15 protein-coding genes are annotated in these 14,659 nt (G+C 74.7%); 5 read left to right on the top strand and 10 right to left on the bottom strand.

Annotation, left to right across the window (positions count from 1 at the left end):
* Positions 1-10: 10 nt before the first annotated feature.
* On the bottom strand, positions 11-712 hold the full coding sequence (locus MUK52_RS18405; protein WP_114057973.1) for a pyridoxine/pyridoxamine 5'-phosphate oxidase: 702 nt from the start codon (positions 710-712) through the stop codon (positions 11-13).
* 122 nt (positions 713-834) lie between these two features.
* Positions 835-2,046 (bottom strand): thiolase C-terminal domain-containing protein, encoded by a 1,212-nt coding sequence (locus tag MUK52_RS18410; protein ID WP_284578349.1) that lies wholly within the window; start codon positions 2,044-2,046, stop codon positions 835-837.
* Positions 2,047-2,191: 145 nt separating this feature from the next.
* On the opposite strand from MUK52_RS18410, the gene MUK52_RS18415 reads away from it, so the two are divergent.
* Both MUK52_RS18415 and MUK52_RS18420 read left to right on the top strand, forming a co-directional pair.
* A complete protein-coding gene (locus MUK52_RS18415) occupies positions 2,192-3,439 on the top strand; it encodes an acyl-CoA dehydrogenase family protein (protein WP_284581725.1) in 1,248 nt (415 codons plus the stop codon).
* A complete protein-coding gene (locus MUK52_RS18420) occupies positions 3,439-3,912 on the top strand; it encodes a nitroreductase family deazaflavin-dependent oxidoreductase (protein WP_114057970.1) in 474 nt (157 codons plus the stop codon). Before MUK52_RS18415 ends, MUK52_RS18420 begins: the two co-directional genes overlap by 1 nt.
* 36 nt (positions 3,913-3,948) lie before the next feature.
* Here MUK52_RS18420 and MUK52_RS18425 read toward each other — a convergent pair whose 3' ends face one another.
* Positions 3,949-4,596 carry a TetR family transcriptional regulator gene (locus MUK52_RS18425; protein ID WP_114057969.1) on the bottom strand — a complete coding sequence of 216 codons (648 nt, stop codon included), beginning with the start codon at positions 4,594-4,596 and terminating at the stop codon, positions 3,949-3,951.
* 347 nt (positions 4,597-4,943) lie between these two features.
* Here MUK52_RS18425 and MUK52_RS18430 point away from each other — a divergent pair, with 347 nt between their 5' ends.
* The 3 genes from MUK52_RS18430 to MUK52_RS18440 all read left to right on the top strand — a co-directional run bounded on the left by MUK52_RS18430 (position 4,944) and on the right by MUK52_RS18440 (position 8,927).
* The gene (locus MUK52_RS18430) at positions 4,944-5,753 is read left to right on the top strand and encodes a VOC family protein (RefSeq protein WP_114057968.1); all 810 of its coding nucleotides are present in this window, start codon (positions 4,944-4,946) and stop codon (positions 5,751-5,753) included.
* Between the two features lie 196 nt (positions 5,754-5,949).
* The gene (gene afsK / locus MUK52_RS18435; protein ID WP_284578355.1) at positions 5,950-8,364 is read left to right on the top strand and encodes a protein serine/threonine kinase AfsK; all 2,415 of its coding nucleotides are present in this window, start codon (positions 5,950-5,952) and stop codon (positions 8,362-8,364) included.
* A 68-nt stretch (positions 8,365-8,432) separates the two neighbouring features.
* Positions 8,433-8,927: a peptidylprolyl isomerase gene (locus MUK52_RS18440; protein ID WP_114057966.1), complete on the top strand. Its 495-nt coding sequence runs from the start codon at positions 8,433-8,435 to the stop codon at positions 8,925-8,927.
* 121 nt (positions 8,928-9,048) lie between these two features.
* Here MUK52_RS18440 and MUK52_RS18445 read toward each other — a convergent pair whose 3' ends face one another.
* The 7 genes from MUK52_RS18445 to MUK52_RS18475 all read right to left on the bottom strand — a co-directional run bounded on the left by MUK52_RS18445 (position 9,049) and on the right by MUK52_RS18475 (position 14,633).
* A complete protein-coding gene (locus MUK52_RS18445; RefSeq protein WP_114057965.1) occupies positions 9,049-9,564 on the bottom strand; it encodes a hypothetical protein in 516 nt (171 codons plus the stop codon).
* A gap of 2 nt (positions 9,565-9,566) precedes the next feature.
* Positions 9,567-10,088 carry a hypothetical protein gene (locus tag MUK52_RS18450; RefSeq protein ID WP_284578359.1) on the bottom strand — a complete coding sequence of 174 codons (522 nt, stop codon included), beginning with the start codon at positions 10,086-10,088 and terminating at the stop codon, positions 9,567-9,569.
* A 38-nt stretch (positions 10,089-10,126) separates the two neighbouring features.
* The gene (locus tag MUK52_RS18455) at positions 10,127-11,491 is read right to left on the bottom strand and encodes a hypothetical protein (RefSeq protein WP_284578361.1); all 1,365 of its coding nucleotides are present in this window, start codon (positions 11,489-11,491) and stop codon (positions 10,127-10,129) included.
* A 12-nt stretch (positions 11,492-11,503) separates the two neighbouring features.
* Positions 11,504-12,007: a hypothetical protein gene (locus tag MUK52_RS18460; RefSeq protein ID WP_284578363.1), complete on the bottom strand. Its 504-nt coding sequence runs from the start codon at positions 12,005-12,007 to the stop codon at positions 11,504-11,506.
* Positions 12,008-12,205: 198 nt separating this feature from the next.
* Positions 12,206-12,982, bottom strand: a complete 777-nt coding sequence (locus MUK52_RS18465) for an enoyl-CoA hydratase/isomerase family protein (RefSeq protein ID WP_284578365.1) — start codon at positions 12,980-12,982, stop codon at positions 12,206-12,208.
* The gene (locus MUK52_RS18470; RefSeq protein ID WP_114057961.1) at positions 12,979-13,443 is read right to left on the bottom strand and encodes a Zn-ribbon domain-containing OB-fold protein; all 465 of its coding nucleotides are present in this window, start codon (positions 13,441-13,443) and stop codon (positions 12,979-12,981) included. The genes MUK52_RS18465 and MUK52_RS18470 overlap by 4 nt, the downstream gene beginning before the upstream one ends.
* 38 nt (positions 13,444-13,481) lie before the next feature.
* On the bottom strand, positions 13,482-14,633 hold the full coding sequence (locus MUK52_RS18475) for a lipid-transfer protein (protein ID WP_114057960.1): 1,152 nt from the start codon (positions 14,631-14,633) through the stop codon (positions 13,482-13,484).
* Positions 14,634-14,659 lie beyond the last annotated feature (26 nt).

The raw sequence follows: 14,659 nt of genomic DNA on the forward strand, positions 1-14,659 counted from the left end.
TCCTGCGGCCTCACGGCCAGAGCAGCTCCCGGGTCCAGGCGTCCGGGCCGGGGGCGTCGCGGCGGTAGCGCAGGCGTACGTGCCGGCGGGCGGCGTCGCCCTGGAAGAACTCCACCTCGACGGGCTCCAGGACGTACGCCGTCCAGGTCGGCGCGACCGCATCCGGCTCGGCGGCGGCCCGCTCCCAGGCCGCGGCCGACGCGGCCTCCAGCTCGTCCGCGGACCCGAGCACCTCGGACTGCCGCCCCGTCAGCGCAGCGGCGAGCGCGCCCCGCGAGCGGACCGCGAGGTCTGCCCGGCCCACCTCCGGGCCGAGGGCGGCGACCCGCCCGCGCACGCGCACCTGCCGGGCGACGGCGGACCAGTAGAAGACGAGCGCCGCATCGGGCCGCGCGGCGAGCTGACGGCCCTTGGCGCTGGTCGAGTGCGAGCCGAAATGCCAGCCCCGGGAGTCGGCGTCGTGCAGCATCACGATCCGCGCATCGGGCCGCCCCTGGGCATCGGCGGTGGCCAGGCTCATGGTGTGCGGCTCGACCTGCCCCGCCTGCACGGCATGCACGAACCACTCCCGAAACAGCACGCCGGGCTCCGCGGGTGCCGCGGCGGCATCGAAGCGGGGCAGCTCGGTGTCCCAGACGCGGAGGGCGCGCAGGGCGGCGTGGAAGGGGGAGGGGGCGGGGGCGGGGCTGGGGGCGTCGGTCTCGCGAGGCATGGGGGACAGGGTAGGGGCGGGGCGGGGCGAGCCGAGTGAGAAGCGGGCGGCAGTGGGGGGCAGGAGATGCCGACGGCATCCCGCCCCCAGCCCTCCCCCGCCCCGCCCTCAGCCCCGGCCCCCTACCCCCGCCCCAGCACCACCGTCCCCGCGCTGCAGAACCACCCGCCCGTGCCGGAGGCCACCGCCACCTCCGGCGGGCTGCCGTCGCGACGGAGCGTCTGGGCCGGGCCGGCCTCGCCGCGGAGCTGGCGGACCGCCTCGACCAGGAGGAACAGGCCCCGCATCCCCGGGTGGCAGGCCGAGAGGCCGCCGCCGTCGGTGTTGACCGGGAGGTCGCCGTCGCGCAGGAGGCGTCCCTTCGCGGCGAAGGCGCCGCCCTCGCCCTTCGGGCAGAAGCCGAGGTCCTCGAGGGTGACCAGCGTCATGTACGTGAAGGCGTCGTACAGCTCGGCGATGTCGACGTCGGACGGGGTCAGGCCGGCGCGCCGGAAGGCCAGGCGGCCGGAGGCCGCGGCGGGGGAGACCGTGAAGTCCTCCCACTCCGACATGGTGGTGTGGGAGACGGCGGTGCCCGCTCCCAGGATCCAGACGGGGCGTTTGGCCGTGTCGGGGACGTAGTCCTCGGCGGCGAGCAGGATCGCGCAGCCGCCGTCGGAGCGGATGCAGCAGTGCAGCTTCGTGAACGGGTCGGCGATCATCTCGCCGGACAGGACGTCGTCGATGCTGATCGGGTCGCGGAACATGGCGTCCGGGTTGTCGGCGGCGTTCGCGCGGGCCTGCACGGCGATCGAGGCGAGCTGTTCGAGGGTGGTGCCGTACTCGTGCATGTGGCGGCGGGCCGCCATCGCGTACTTCGCGATCAGCGTGTGCCCGTACGGCGCCTCGAACTGGAGGGGCCCGCGCGCGCCGAAGGAGAGGTTCGCGGTGCGGCGGCAGGCCTTGATGTCGGCGCGGGCCGTGGAGCCGTACGCGAGCAGGACGGCGTTGGCGTGGCCGGCGGCTATGGCGTCCGCGGCGTGCGCGGCCATGACCTCCCAGGTGGCCCCGCCGACCGAGGTGGAGTCGGTCCAGGCGGGGCGCAGCCCCAGGTACTCGGCGACCTCGACCGGGGCGAGGGTGCCGAGGCCGGCGGAGGCGAAGCCGTCGATGACGGAGCGGTCCAGGCCGGAGTCGGCGAGGGCGCGCCGGGCGGCCTGGGCGTGGAGGGCGTACGGGGTGGGGCCGTCGACGCGGCCGCAGTCGGAGAGGGCCGCGCCGACGATCGCGACGCGGCGGCGGCGGGCGGCGTCGGGTGCGGGTCCGGAGAGGCGTCCAGGTCCTGGTCCAGGCATGGCACGAACGTACAGCTGACGGCTCGTCAGATCCAGAGCCCCGTCCCGGTGGACGGTCGACGCGGTCCGCGCGCTCCCCGCTCTGGGCATGTCGCGCCCCCGCCCCTAACATGACGGCCCGTCAGTTACGGGGAGGAGCCCGATGATGGATGCCGCCTTCACCGCGGAGCAGGAGGGGATCCGCCGCACCCTGCGGGAGGTCCTCGGCAGGCGCTGCGGCCCCGACCGGGTCAAGGCCGCCGTCCGCACCGCCGCCGGCTACGACCGGGAGCTGTGGGAGCAGCTGTCGCGGGAGATCGGCCTGCCCGGCCTGGCCGTGCCCGAGGAGTACGGGGGCGTGGGCTGCGCCCCCGCGGACCTGGTGCTGGCCTGCGAGGAGACGGGGCGGGCGCTGCTGCCGTCGCCGCTGCTGGCCACCGCCGTGCTGGCCGCGCCGCTGGTCGCGGCACTCGGCAGTGCGGGGCAGCGCGCGGCGCTGCTGCCGCCGCTGGCCGGCGGCGGTCTGGCGGCCGCGCTGGCGGTGCCGGGCCCGGCGCTGTCGGCGGCGCTCGGGCTGACCGGGGACGCCGCGGCGGGGGAGTGGGCGGGCGGCGGCCGGGCGGGCGGGGTGCAGGCGCGCCGGGCGCCGGACGGGGCCTGGCGGCTGTACGGGGAGGCCGCGCAGGTCCTCGACGGGCACAGCGCGGACCTGCTGCTGGTGCCGGCGCACGCGGGGGGCTTCGCGCGGAGCCGGGTCCTGCTGTTCGTGGTGCGGGCGAACGCCGAGGGCCTCGTACGGGTGCGGCAGACGGCCCTGGACGAGACCCGCCCGCAGGCCCTGGTGCAGCTGCGGGACGTCGAGGCGGAGTGGCTCGGCGACGGCGACCCGTTCGGCGCACCCGCCGCGGTCTGCGGTGCGCTGGCCGCCGTCGGGCGTACCGCGGCGGCCGTGCTCGCCGCGGAGGCGGCCGGGGCGGCCGGGCGGGCGCTGGAGCGGACGGTGGAGTACGTCCGGACCCGCGAGCAGTTCGGGCGGCCGATCGGCTCGTTCCAGGCGGTCAAGCACCGGCTCGCGGACCTGTACGTGCAGCTCCAGGCGGCCCGCTCGGCGGTCTGCTACGCCGCGTGGGACCCGGCGCAGGGCGGCCTGGCCCTCGCGCAGGCGCTGGAGGCGCTGCGGCTCGCGGCGGGGGAGGCGATCCAGCTGCACGGCGGGATCGGCTTCACCTGGGAGCACGACGCGCACCTGTACTTCAAGCGGGCCGCGGCGGACGAGCTGCTGTTCGGGCCGGTGCACCTGCTGCGGGCGCACGCGGCCCGGCAGGCGGGCCTCTTCGCACCCGGCCCCGGCTCCGACCCCGTTCCCGCCACCCCCGACCCCACCCCCACCCCCACCGGAAGGGCGGCCGTCTGATGGCGCTCGGTACCACGCTCATGCAGAAGGCCTCCTCGACGAGGCTCTTCGCCAGGATCGCCCCGCACGTCATCCCCGCCCTGGACAAGGCGGTCCACCGGCTGACGGGCGGCAGGGTGATCCTCAGCGCCCGCATGCTGCCCGGGGTGATCCTCACCTCGACGGGCGCGCGGACGGGCCGGCCCCGCGCCACGCCCCTCGCGTGCATGCCGCTGGAGTCCGGCGCCGGCTGGATCCTGATCGGCTCGAACTTCGGCCGCCCCGGGCATCCGGCGTGGACCGCGAACCTGCTGAAGAACCCTGATGCGTACGTGAGTTGGAAGGGCCGGGACATCGCGGTACGGGCGCGGCTGCTGCGGGGCGCGGAGCGCGCCGAGGTGTGGCGGGCCGTGCTGCGGTTCTGGCCGCCGTACGCGACGTACCAGGCGCGCATCGAGCGGGAGATCCGGCTGTTCCGCCTGGAGCGCCGCTGACCGGTTGGTCCGGCGGGCCGGCTGGGCGGCCCGCCGCTACTTCGTCGGCTTCTTGCCGGTGATGCCCAGGTGGACGAGGAGGGCGAGGTTCGGCTTGAGCTCGGCCTGCTTGACGCCCCAGGTCTGGAAGCCCTTCTGGTGCGAGGCGACGGCCGCCAGCATGGCGACCAGGGAGCCGGCCATCGCCGCCGGGTTGACGTCCTTGTCGACCCGGCCCTTGGCCTGGAGTTCCTTCACCGACTCCGTGAGGGAGTTGGTGACGGAGTTCAGGATCTTCATGCGGATCTTGTAGAAGCGCTTGTCGCCCTCGGCCGCGCCGAGGTCGACGACGCGCAGGATCGCGTCGTTGCGCCGCCAGAAGTCCAGGAACCCGTCGACGAGCTCCTCAGCGGCCTGCCAGCCGGCCTTGCCGACCCAGGTGCGGCCCTCGACGAGCGAGGTCAACTGGGCGCCTTCGGCGGCCATGTGGTCGGCGATCTCCAGGACGGCGCCCTCGACGTCCGGGAAGTACTGGTAGAAGGTCGCGGGGGAGGTGCCGGCCTTGCGCGCGACATCGATCACCTTGACATCGCGGTACGGCGAGGAGCTGAGCATCTCGCCGAGGCAGTCGAGCAGCTTCTGCCGCGTCGCCTGACCGCGCCGGCCGGCAACGCGGCCGTCGACGGTGCGTACTTGTCCTGTCATGCCGTCAGCTTACCGAGGGGGTGTCCGAGCGCGATTCGGCCGCCTGCAAATGGGGTTACCGGCCGCCCGGCCTGGGGGAAAGCCCCTCCGGGGCACTCCGGGCGACGGATTTCGGCCGCCCGCGGCCCCCGCGCCGCCCGCCCGCGGCCCCCGCGCCGCCCGCCCCGCGGCCCGCCCGCCGACCCGACCGCTTCCTCCCTTTACCACCCGATTAGTCTTGTCAACAGGCTGTGGACAAGACTTCGGGCGGACCATGGCCCGAGAGGACACCGCACCGCCGGCAGCTGAGCGGGAGCGTGGGAGCGTACGGAGGGTACACACCCCCGCACAACGGAAGGAAACGGGCCATGGCCGCATTCGCGGAAGGCACCCCCTGCTGGGTGGATGCCTCGCTTCCGGACGTCGAGGCGGGCAAGCGCTTCTACGGCGAGCTCTTCGGCTGGACCTTCAGCTCCGGATCCCGCGAGTACGGCGGCTACACGCAGGCCTACAGCCAGGGCCGCAACGTCGCCGCGCTCGCCCCCAAGCCCGACGGCCGCATGCCCACCGTCTGGGGCATCTACCTCGCCACCGCCGACGCCTACGCCTGCGCCGCCCGCATCCGCGCCCACGGCGGCCAGATGGTCATGGACCCCCAGCCCGTCGGCCCGTACGGCACCGCAGCCCTGGCCGCCGACCCCGGCGGCGCCGTCTTCGGCCTGTGGCAGCCCGGCACCCACGACGGCTTCGAGGCGCACGGCGAGCCCTTCACGTACTGCTGGGCCGAGCTGTACACCCGCGCCCGCGACGCCGTCGACGTCTTCTACGCGAACGTCTTCGGCTACGTCCCCGAGGACCAGGACGACGACGGCTCCGGCGTCGAGTACCGCCTGTGGTCGCCGCCCGGCAGCCCGCCCGGCGCCGAGACGGCCGTCCTGGGCCGCAGCCTGATCACCGACGCCTTCCCGGAGATCATGCCGGCGCACTTCCTCGCCTACTTCGCCGTCCCCGACTGCGACCGGTCCGTCGAGACCGTCAGACGGCTCGGCGGCCGGGTCACCGCCGAGCCCTTCGACACCCCGTACGGGCGGATCGCCGTCGTCGCGGACAACCAGGGGGCCGTCTTCGCCCTGCTCTCCGAGAACCCCGGCCGGCCGCCCGCACAACCCCCCGCATAACCCCCTCCCGCACGACCCGCACCCACCCCGCACCGACTGTGGCGACACGGCCTGGGCGCGGGCCTGACAGAATCGGGGTTGCACGACCACCGGCGGCGCCCGGAGTGAGACGCTGCACGGGGCCGACCGCCGTGCCGGCGTGCGTGCAGGTGTGAACGGGCCAGGCCAGGCCCGTACGGGGAGGTGTGGGAGGCGAGTGGTGGAGCAGCTGACGCAGCACGACCCGAGACGGATCGGCCCCTTCGAGGTGCTGGGACGTCTCGGCGCCGGCGGCATGGGGCTGGTCTATCTCGCCCGGTCGGCGTCCGGACGCCGCGTGGCGATCAAGACGGTGCGCACCGAGCTGGCCGAGGACCAGCTCTTCCGGGTGCGCTTCACCCGGGAGGTGGAGGCGGCCCGCGCCGTCTCCGGCTTCTACACCGCGGCCGTGGTCGACGCCGATCCGCGGGCCGCCGTGCCGTGGCTGGCGACCGCGTACGTGCCGGCGCCCTCCCTGGAGGAGATCGTCAACGAGTGCGGGCCGATGCCCGCGCAGGCCGTGCGGTGGCTGGCCGCCGGCATCGCCGAGGCCCTCCAGTCGATCCACGGGGCGGGCCTCGTCCACCGCGACCTGAAGCCGTCGAACGTGCTCGTCGTCGAGGACGGCCCCCGCGTGATCGACTTCGGTATCGCGAGCGGCGTGTCCAACACCCGCCTGACCATGACGAACGTCGCCGTCGGCACCCCCGCCTACATGTCGCCCGAGCAGGCGAAGGACTCCCGCAGCGTCAAGGGCGCCAGCGACGTGTTCTCCCTCGGCTCCACCCTCGTCTTCGCCGCGACGGGGCACCCGCCCTACCACGGGGCGAACCCGGTGGAGACGGTGTTCATGCTGCTGCGCGACGAGCCCAACCTGGAGGGGCTGCCCGAAGAGCTGCGGCCGCTGATCGAGTCCTGCATGCAGATGGAGGCCTCCCAGCGCCCCACCCCCGCCGACCTGCAGGCCCAGCTCGCCCCGCACCTCTTCGGCGGCGGCGACGACAGCGGCACCGCCTCCGCGTGGCTGCCCGCCCGGGCCGTCGCCCTCATCGAGTCCCGCCGGGCCGGCCAGCGCACCTCCGCCCTCCCCGTCACGCCGGCCCCCCGCGGCGGCGACGCCCCCGCGAACCGCCGCGAGCCCCGCGGCGCCGCCGACCCGTGGGTGGACCCGCGGACCGGCCAGCCGATCCCGCAGCGGCCCCACCACCCGCCGCGCCCCGCGGCCGCGCCCGCGCTGTCCGGGGAACCGGTCCGCCTCGGCGGGTCGCCCGTGCCGATCGGGCCCGGCCCGTTCGCGTCGGCGGCCTCGCCCGCCGCGCAGGCAGGTGCCGCCGACGCGGCGACCGGCTGGATCCGCCCGCCCGGCGCGGCCGGCTCCGCCGCAGCGCCCGCGGGCGCCTCCGCGGCCGCCCCCGCCACCGCCGCCCCCGCCGTCCCCAACCCGGGCCCCGCGCCCGACAGCGGCCGCTGGCGGCCCTGGCGGTTCCGCATGTCGAACGAGGTGTGGGGCACCCCCACCGTCGCCGGCGACCTGCTGTACGTGACCTCCTTCGAGGTCCACGCGCTGGACGTGGCCACCGGCCGCCGCCAGTTCAAGACCCGCGACGTCGCCTGGGCCATGGCCGTCTCCGACGGCCGCATCCACGCCTCCGACGGCCCCTCCCTGTACGCCCTCGACGCCTCCGACGGCTCCGAGCGGTGGCGGCTGTCCGCCGACGCCTGGGTGTACGCGCTGCGCGCCGACCGGGGCACCGTCGTCACCGCCACCCGGGGCGGCGGCGTCCAGGGCTGGGAGGCCTCGAACGGCCAGAAGCTGTGGGAGCTGACCGGCGCGCAGAGCGACTTCGAGACGCCCGAGGCGGCACCCGTCCTCCACGACGGCACCGTCTACGTGTGGCAGGACGCCCGGCTGCGCGCCCTGGACGCCCGCTCCGGCCGGGAGTCCTGGTCGTACCCGGTCGGCGACGCCGCGGCCTGCGGGAACGTCCCCGTACGCGTCACCCCGGCCCCGGACGGCAACGTGTACATCAGCGCCGGCACCCGCGTGCTGTCCGTGGACCGGGCCTCCGGCCGGGTCCGCTGGCACTTCGAGGCGCCGGCCGTGTTCCTCGCGCCGCCCGCGTTCGCGCCCGGCGCGGCCGTCACCGGCGGCGGCGTGTACCTGGCCGACTACCTGGGCACCGTGTACGCCCTCGACGCGGCCACCGGCAAGGACCGCTGGCGGATCGCCACCGAGCCGCGGACCTCCGCGGACCCGGTCCTCGTGGCCGGCGGCAACGTCCACCTCGGCGCGGGCAGCGCCCTGTACACGCTCGACGCGGTCACCGGTACCCCGAAGTGGCGGTTCGCGGCGGGCGGCGAGATCACGGGCCCTCCGGCCGTCGCGGACGGCCGCGTCCACTTCGGGTCGGCGGACCACTGCCTGTACACCCTGGACGCGGCGGGCGGCCAGCTCCGCTGGAAGCTGGCCACCGGCGGGGAGATCGCCGGCCCCCCGGTCGCCGAGGGCGGCGTGGTGTACGCGTGCAGCAAGGACCGCTGCGTGTACGCCCTGGACGCGGCGAAGGGGACGGGCACCCGTACGGCCGGGTGAGGGCGGGCGGGGCCGTGTTCCGGCCCCGCCGAGTCGCGCACGGTACCGGGAGTGACAGGATGGACCCCATGAGCAACGTCTACTTCGACATCACCATCGACGGCCAGCCCGCCGGCCGCATCGTCTTCAACCTGTTCGACGAGGTCGTCCCGAAGACCGCGAAGAACTTCCGCGAGCTCGCGACGGGCGAGCACGGCTTCGGCTACGCGGGCTCGCCGTTCCACCGCGTCATCCCGCAGTTCATGCTGCAGGGCGGCGACTTCACCCGCCAGAACGGCACCGGCGGCAAGAGCATCTACGGCGAGAAGTTCGCGGACGAGAACTTCGACCTGAAGCACGACCGCCCGTACCTGCTGTCGATGGCGAACGCCGGCCGCAACACCAACGGCTCGCAGTTCTTCATCACCACCGTCGTCACCCCGTGGCTCGACGGCAAGCACGTCGTCTTCGGCGAGGTCGTCGAGGGCAAGGACATCGTCGACCAGATCGAGAAGCTGGGCACCCCGTCCGGCGCCACCCGCGCCAAGGTCGAGGTCGCGGCCTCGGGCACCGTCGAGGCCTGATCCCTTCCGTTTCCCTCCCGGGCCCGTGCCCGGTGCGGTACGGCCGGAGGCCCCACCCCGTCGCGGGGCGGGGCCTCCGCCGTGTCGTGACCGTCACCGCCGGCGTGTCGCCGCCGGCGCGTCACAGCCGGCCGAACAGCACTCCGCGCCAGGTCCAGCCCGCGCCGAGGACCACCTTCTGCAGCGGCTCCTTCAGGTCCGACGTGGCGAAGCGGAACGTCTCCGCGGCCTCCGTACGGCCCCCCTTGCCGCGGCCGATGGTCCACTGCTTCGACACCGTCGTCACCTGGCCCCGGGAGTACTCGCCCGACGCGGTCAGCCGCGGCGTGCCGCCGACCCACGAGACCTCCCACTGCCGGTCGGTGCTCCGCACCTCGTGCCCGTCCGGGTCGATCCGCATCCGGATCTGCACCTGCCGCTCCAGCTGGTGGCGCAGGAAGAAGCCGTGCCAGGCGGGCTCCCGCACCCGCCACTCCGCCACCAGGTCGGCGGCCTCCCCGGGAAGGGCGGTGCGCACCGTGTAGGGCGCGCCCTGCCCGCCCAGCGCGAGCAGCGCTGCCCGGACCTCCGCGGCCGGCTCGGGCGGGACGCCGCCGTCGGGGTGCCGGGTACCGGTCAGCCTGTCCTTGAAGCCCACGGCTACGCCCCGCCCCCGGCGTCCGTGCCGGGAGTCCCGGGGTCCGGTGCGACCGAGCGCAGGAACTCCTGGAAGTCCGCGCCCACGGCGTCCTCCTGGGCCGCGGTGACGGTCAGGATGAGCCGGATCACCACGCGCTTGCGCGGGTCGGCCACGTCCTGCATGGCGAGGTAGACCTGGGACTGGACGAGCTCGCGCTGCACGCCGCCCACCACGGCGGTGAGCGTCAGCCTCTGCGCGAGGCCGGGGGAGTCGTCGGAGCCGAGGGGGCGGCGGCCGGCGACCTGGACGGCCCCGAGGGACCGGCGGAGCCGTTCCACCGAACCGTCGGCGATGTCGGCGAGGGTCTCCTCCTCGGCGGACCAGAAGTCGCCGTCGATGGTGATGTTGGCGGTGAATCCGCCGTCGGGTTCCGGGTGCAGGGCGACGAACGCCGCGTCCGGGGCGCCGACCTCGTCCGGAGGGGCGGGCCGCCAGCCCTCCGGCAGGACGAACTGGATGGGAATCGGCAGTGTCGTGGGCATGTGGTCTCACGCCCTCCTTCCGTCTGCGGGACAGGGCATCAGTCGAACATTCCGACGAAGCCGTCCTTGATGTCGCCGGCCGTGTCGCCCACCCAGTCGGCGGCGTCGCCGGCGGACTTTTTGAACTTGTCCGTGTCGACGGTGAACTCGGCGCCCACCGAGCCGCCGATGCCGAGGGCGACCCCCACCTTGCCGCCGACGTGCCACTTGCCGTCGTCGCCCTTGCCGAGGGTCACCTTGGCCTCCGCGCCCGCACCGGCCCAGCCCTCGGCCGTGGCGCCGGCGCCGATGCCGGCGAGCTCGCCGCCTCCGGCGACGCTTTCCTTGGCGCCGGCGAAGGCCTTGGCACCGGCGTTGACGCCTTCCCAGCCTACCGAGCCGCTGAGCGCGGCCTCCCCGCCGGCGAACCCCTCCGTGCGCCCGTAGGCGCCGCCCCAGTGGCTGTAGTCGGCGCGTCCCTCAAGCAGGGTCCTGACGCCCGCGGACGTCTCGGCCTTGCCCGCGAGGCCCTCGTGGGTGAAGCCGTAGTTCGCGCTGGCCCTGGCCCCCACGGTGATGTCGTCGATGCCGGAGAGCGCGAAGTCCCCGTTCTGGTACTTGCCCTCCGCGGTCATCTTGAAGAGGTCGGCGTACGCCTTCGCCGACCCCTCCTTGCCGTACTTCTGACCGGTGACCGTGGTGCCCGCGTGCGGGCCGGTGATCTTGAGACCGCCTTCGGACTTCGGCCCGTCCTTGGCTGCCTCCGCCTCCTTGGCAGCCCGGTCCCGCGCGGCCTTCTCGTCCTTCAGGGCCTGGTCGAGGTCGCCGGTGGCGCCGGCGTTGAAGCCGGCGAGGGACATGTCGGCGCCCTTGCCGAGAGCGTCCTTGTTGCTGTCGGTGACGGCGGTTTCGAGGACGGCCTTGACGTTGTGGTCGAGCTCGGTGACGGCCTTCACCCGGTCGTCGATGTGCTTCTGCCACTTGCCGACGGCCTCGTCGACGGCCTTCTGGCCGTCGGGGTCGTGGTGGTAGGCGCTGCGCTCGCCCGGGGTGAGCTTCGCCCAGTCGAAGGCGACGTGCCCCTGCTCGGAGACGGTCATGCCGGCGGCTATCGCGTCGTCGCGGGCGCTCACGAGCTTGTTCTTCAGGTCGGTGAACTTCTCCTGGGCGTCCCGCAGCAGGCCCGCGATCGCCTTCGCCTGCACCTGCGCCGCCGCGTACTCGTAGCGGGTCGCCGCGAAGCCCTTCTCGGCGCTCACGGCGCTGCGCCCGGCCCAGCCGTCCGTCGTGGTGATCTTCTGGACGGTTTCGCCGTAGCGACTCTCGATCTTCTTCAGCTCGCCCGCCATCGACTGCCACTTGCCGGCGGCGGTGCCGAGCAGCCCGAAGTCGGTGCTCATGACCTCGTGGTAGTTCAGTGCCACAGCTCAGCTCCCCTAAAGACCGTTCAGACCCGACTTGCCGGCCAGGAAGTCGTTGCGAAGTCCGATGTCGTTGCGGGTGAAAAGGCCCGAAGCGCCGCGAAGGGCGCCCTTCTCCGCTTCGAGCCGGGCGATCAGGTTCTTCACCTGCTGGTCCCAGGTCTCCGCGACCTTCTTCAGGCCGGCGGCGGTCTCCCAGCCGTCGAAGCCCTTCTGGGCGGCGGCGGTCGATTCGTCGGCGTCGTTCGCGGCTTTCTTCGTGTTCGGCTGGAGCTCGGTCTCGATCGTGTTCGCGGCGGCCTTCTTCTCGGCCGGGGTCGAGGCGAAGTCCTGCCCTCCGGGCGCCTGCAGCAGGGGCGGCGGCGGGTTCGTGCCCGTTGCCAGCAGCGGCGGACGGGCCGTGCCGGGCTGCGGCTGCTGCAGCAGCGGTGGCGGTGGTGCGGTGACGCCGGGGGCCAGTGGCCCCTCGCCGTTCAGCCGCATGCCCACCTGCTGCTCGGGATGAAGTTCATCTGCCATGTCTGCTCTCCCCGTTGGCTGGCGCTGATCATATGCATGGCAAGTGTGAACCGGCCAAGCAGTCCAGCTCCGGGAAGAGGACGGTCAGGCGCCCGAGCTCCGGCACACCTGCGCGGGGAGGGTGCGGGGCGGGCGGACGGCTTGCCAGATGCCGTCCGGGCTGCGGCTTTTCGCCGGCCGCCGACCGGCCGGTATGCGTCACCGCACCCGCGGCTCCGGCGCCGTCCGCCGCCCCGCGAACAGGGCGGCCTGCCGCTCCGGCGGCAGGTTGCCCAGCGCGATCAGCGCGGGGGCCTGTGCCAGCGCCTGCTGCAGCACGGCCTGTTTCGCCGACCACAGGGCCCGTACGGTGCCCTGCACGGCCTCCGGCGGGAACGACGCCAGCGTCCGCGCCGTTCGCAGCGCCGCCGCCCGCAGCTCCGCGGGCGCGGCCAGCTCCGACACCAGCCCGATCTCGTACGCCCGCCGCGCCGACAGCCGCTCCGCCGTCCCCATCAGCGCCAGCCGGGCGGCCTCCCCGAACGGCATCCGCTGCGCCATGTACACGGCCTCGTACGCGCTGACCATCCCGTAGGAGGTGTGCGGGTCGAAGAACTCCGCCGTGTCCGCCGCGATCAGGAACTCCGACTCGCCCAGCAGGTAGAACGCCCCGCCGCAGGCCATGCCGTTGACGGCGGCGACGACCGGCTTCCACAGGTCGCACGCCTTCGGGCCGACCGCGAGCAGCGGGTCGTCCAGCGAGTACGGCGATCCCGGCTGGGGGATGTCGGCGCCGCGGTCGAGGCCCGTGCAGAACGCGGTGCTGCCCGCCCCCGTCAGCACCACCGCCCGCACCCCGTCGTCGCGGCGGAGCTCCCGCCACAGCGCGCCCAGGGCGGCGGCGGTCGCGAGGTCGATCGCGTTGTGCCGGTGCGGCCGGTCCAGGGTGACGACGGCGACCCCGGCGGCCGCGTCCCGCTCCACCCGCAGTGTCACGGCTTCTCCGGCACCCAGCGCGGCACGGTGACGCCGCCGCAGTCGGCGAAGACGGCCCGGACCCGGGCGCCGATGCGCACGGCGGCCGGGTCGGCCGAGCCGAGCGGGGCGTCCGCCGAGGCGACGAGGTTGCCCACGAGCCGGATGCCGGGTGCGTCGGCGAGCTCGACGAGGACGACGGTGTAGGGGGCGTGGGCGGCGTACGCGGGCAGCAGCGGCGGGTGCGGGCGCACGTACGACCAGATCCGCCCGCGGCCGTCGACGGGCTGCCAGTGGGAGTCGAAGGAGCGGCAGTGCGGGCAGCAGGGGCGCGGCGGGAAGCGCAGCCGGCCGCAGGCGGTGCAGGCCTGCACGCGGAGCTCGCCGCGGGCGGCGTACTCCCAGAACGGGGCGCCGTCCTCGTCGGGGACGGGCGCGAGCAGGGCGTCCGCGGGGGTGGGGGCGGTCGGGGTGGCGGTCATGGCGGTCTCGCTCCTCTCGTGGGCCGGTCGCCCGGCCGTCAGGCGCGCAGCAGGATCGCGGACGTGGGGACGCCCTCGCCCGCGGTCACCAGGCAGGTCCGGGCGTCCGGCACCTGGGCGGTGGAGGTGCCGCGGAGCTGCTTGACGCCCTCGGTGATCAGGTTGAAGCCGTGCACGTACGCCTCCGACAGGCCGCCGCCGCCCGTGTTGATCGGGAGCCGGCCGCCCGTCTCCAGGGCGCCGCCCTCGGTGAAGGCGCCGCCCTCGCCGCGCCCGCAGAAGCCGTAGCCCTCCAGGGAGAGGGGGACGAGCGGGGTGAAGGCGTCGTAGATCTGGGCGGTGTCGACGTCCTGCGGGCCGAAGTCGGCCCGTTTCCACAGGTGGCGGGCGGCCGTCCAGGCGGGGCCGGACAGGGGGTCGTCGTTCCAGTAGTTGACCATGCCGTGGTGCTGGGAGGGCAGGCCCTGCGCGGCGGCGTGGACGTGGACGGGCCGGTGGCGGCAGTCGCGGGCGCGGGCGGCGGAGACGACGACGCAGGCGAGGGCGCCGTCGGTCTCCAGGCAGTTGTCGAAGAGGCACAGCGGCTCGCTGACCATGCGGGAGGTCATGTACATCTCGCGGGTCAGCGGCCGCTCGTACATGATCGCGGCGGGGTTCTCGTTGGCCCGGTTGCGGCAGGCCATGGCCACGTTGAAGAGGTGGTCGCGGGTGGCGCCGTACTCGTGCATGTAGCGGCGGGCCAGCATGGCGATCTCGTCGGCGGGGCGCAGCAGCCCGAAGGGGCGCGTCCACTGGCCGGGCGTGGGGAGCTGCACGGCCGTGTTGGTCCAGGGGCGGGGGCCGGAGCCGCGCTTGCGGGAACGCCAGGCCACACCGACGCTCGCCTGGCCGGTGGCGATGGCGGCGGCGAGGTGGCCGATGGTGGCGCAGGAGCCGCCGCCGCCGTAGCCGACCCTGGAGAAGAAGGTGGCGTCGCCGGCGCCGATGGCCTTGGCGACCTCGACCTCGTCGGTCTCCTCCATGGTGTAGGAGGCGAACGCGTCGACCTCGCCGGGCGCGATGCCCGCGTCGTCGAGGGCGGCGAGGATCGCCCGGCAGGCCAGCTCCTTCTCGGACTGGGGGAGGCGTCTGGCGAAGGGCGTCTGGCCGATGCCGACGATCGCCGTAGCGTCCTTGAGGGTTGCCGCCATCGCCGCCTCCGGGGGACGTCGCCAGT

It is taken from the genome of Streptomyces sp. 2P-4, assembly GCF_030167965.1.
GTDB classification, from domain to species: Bacteria; Actinomycetota; Actinomycetes; order Streptomycetales; family Streptomycetaceae; genus Streptomyces; species Streptomyces globosus_A.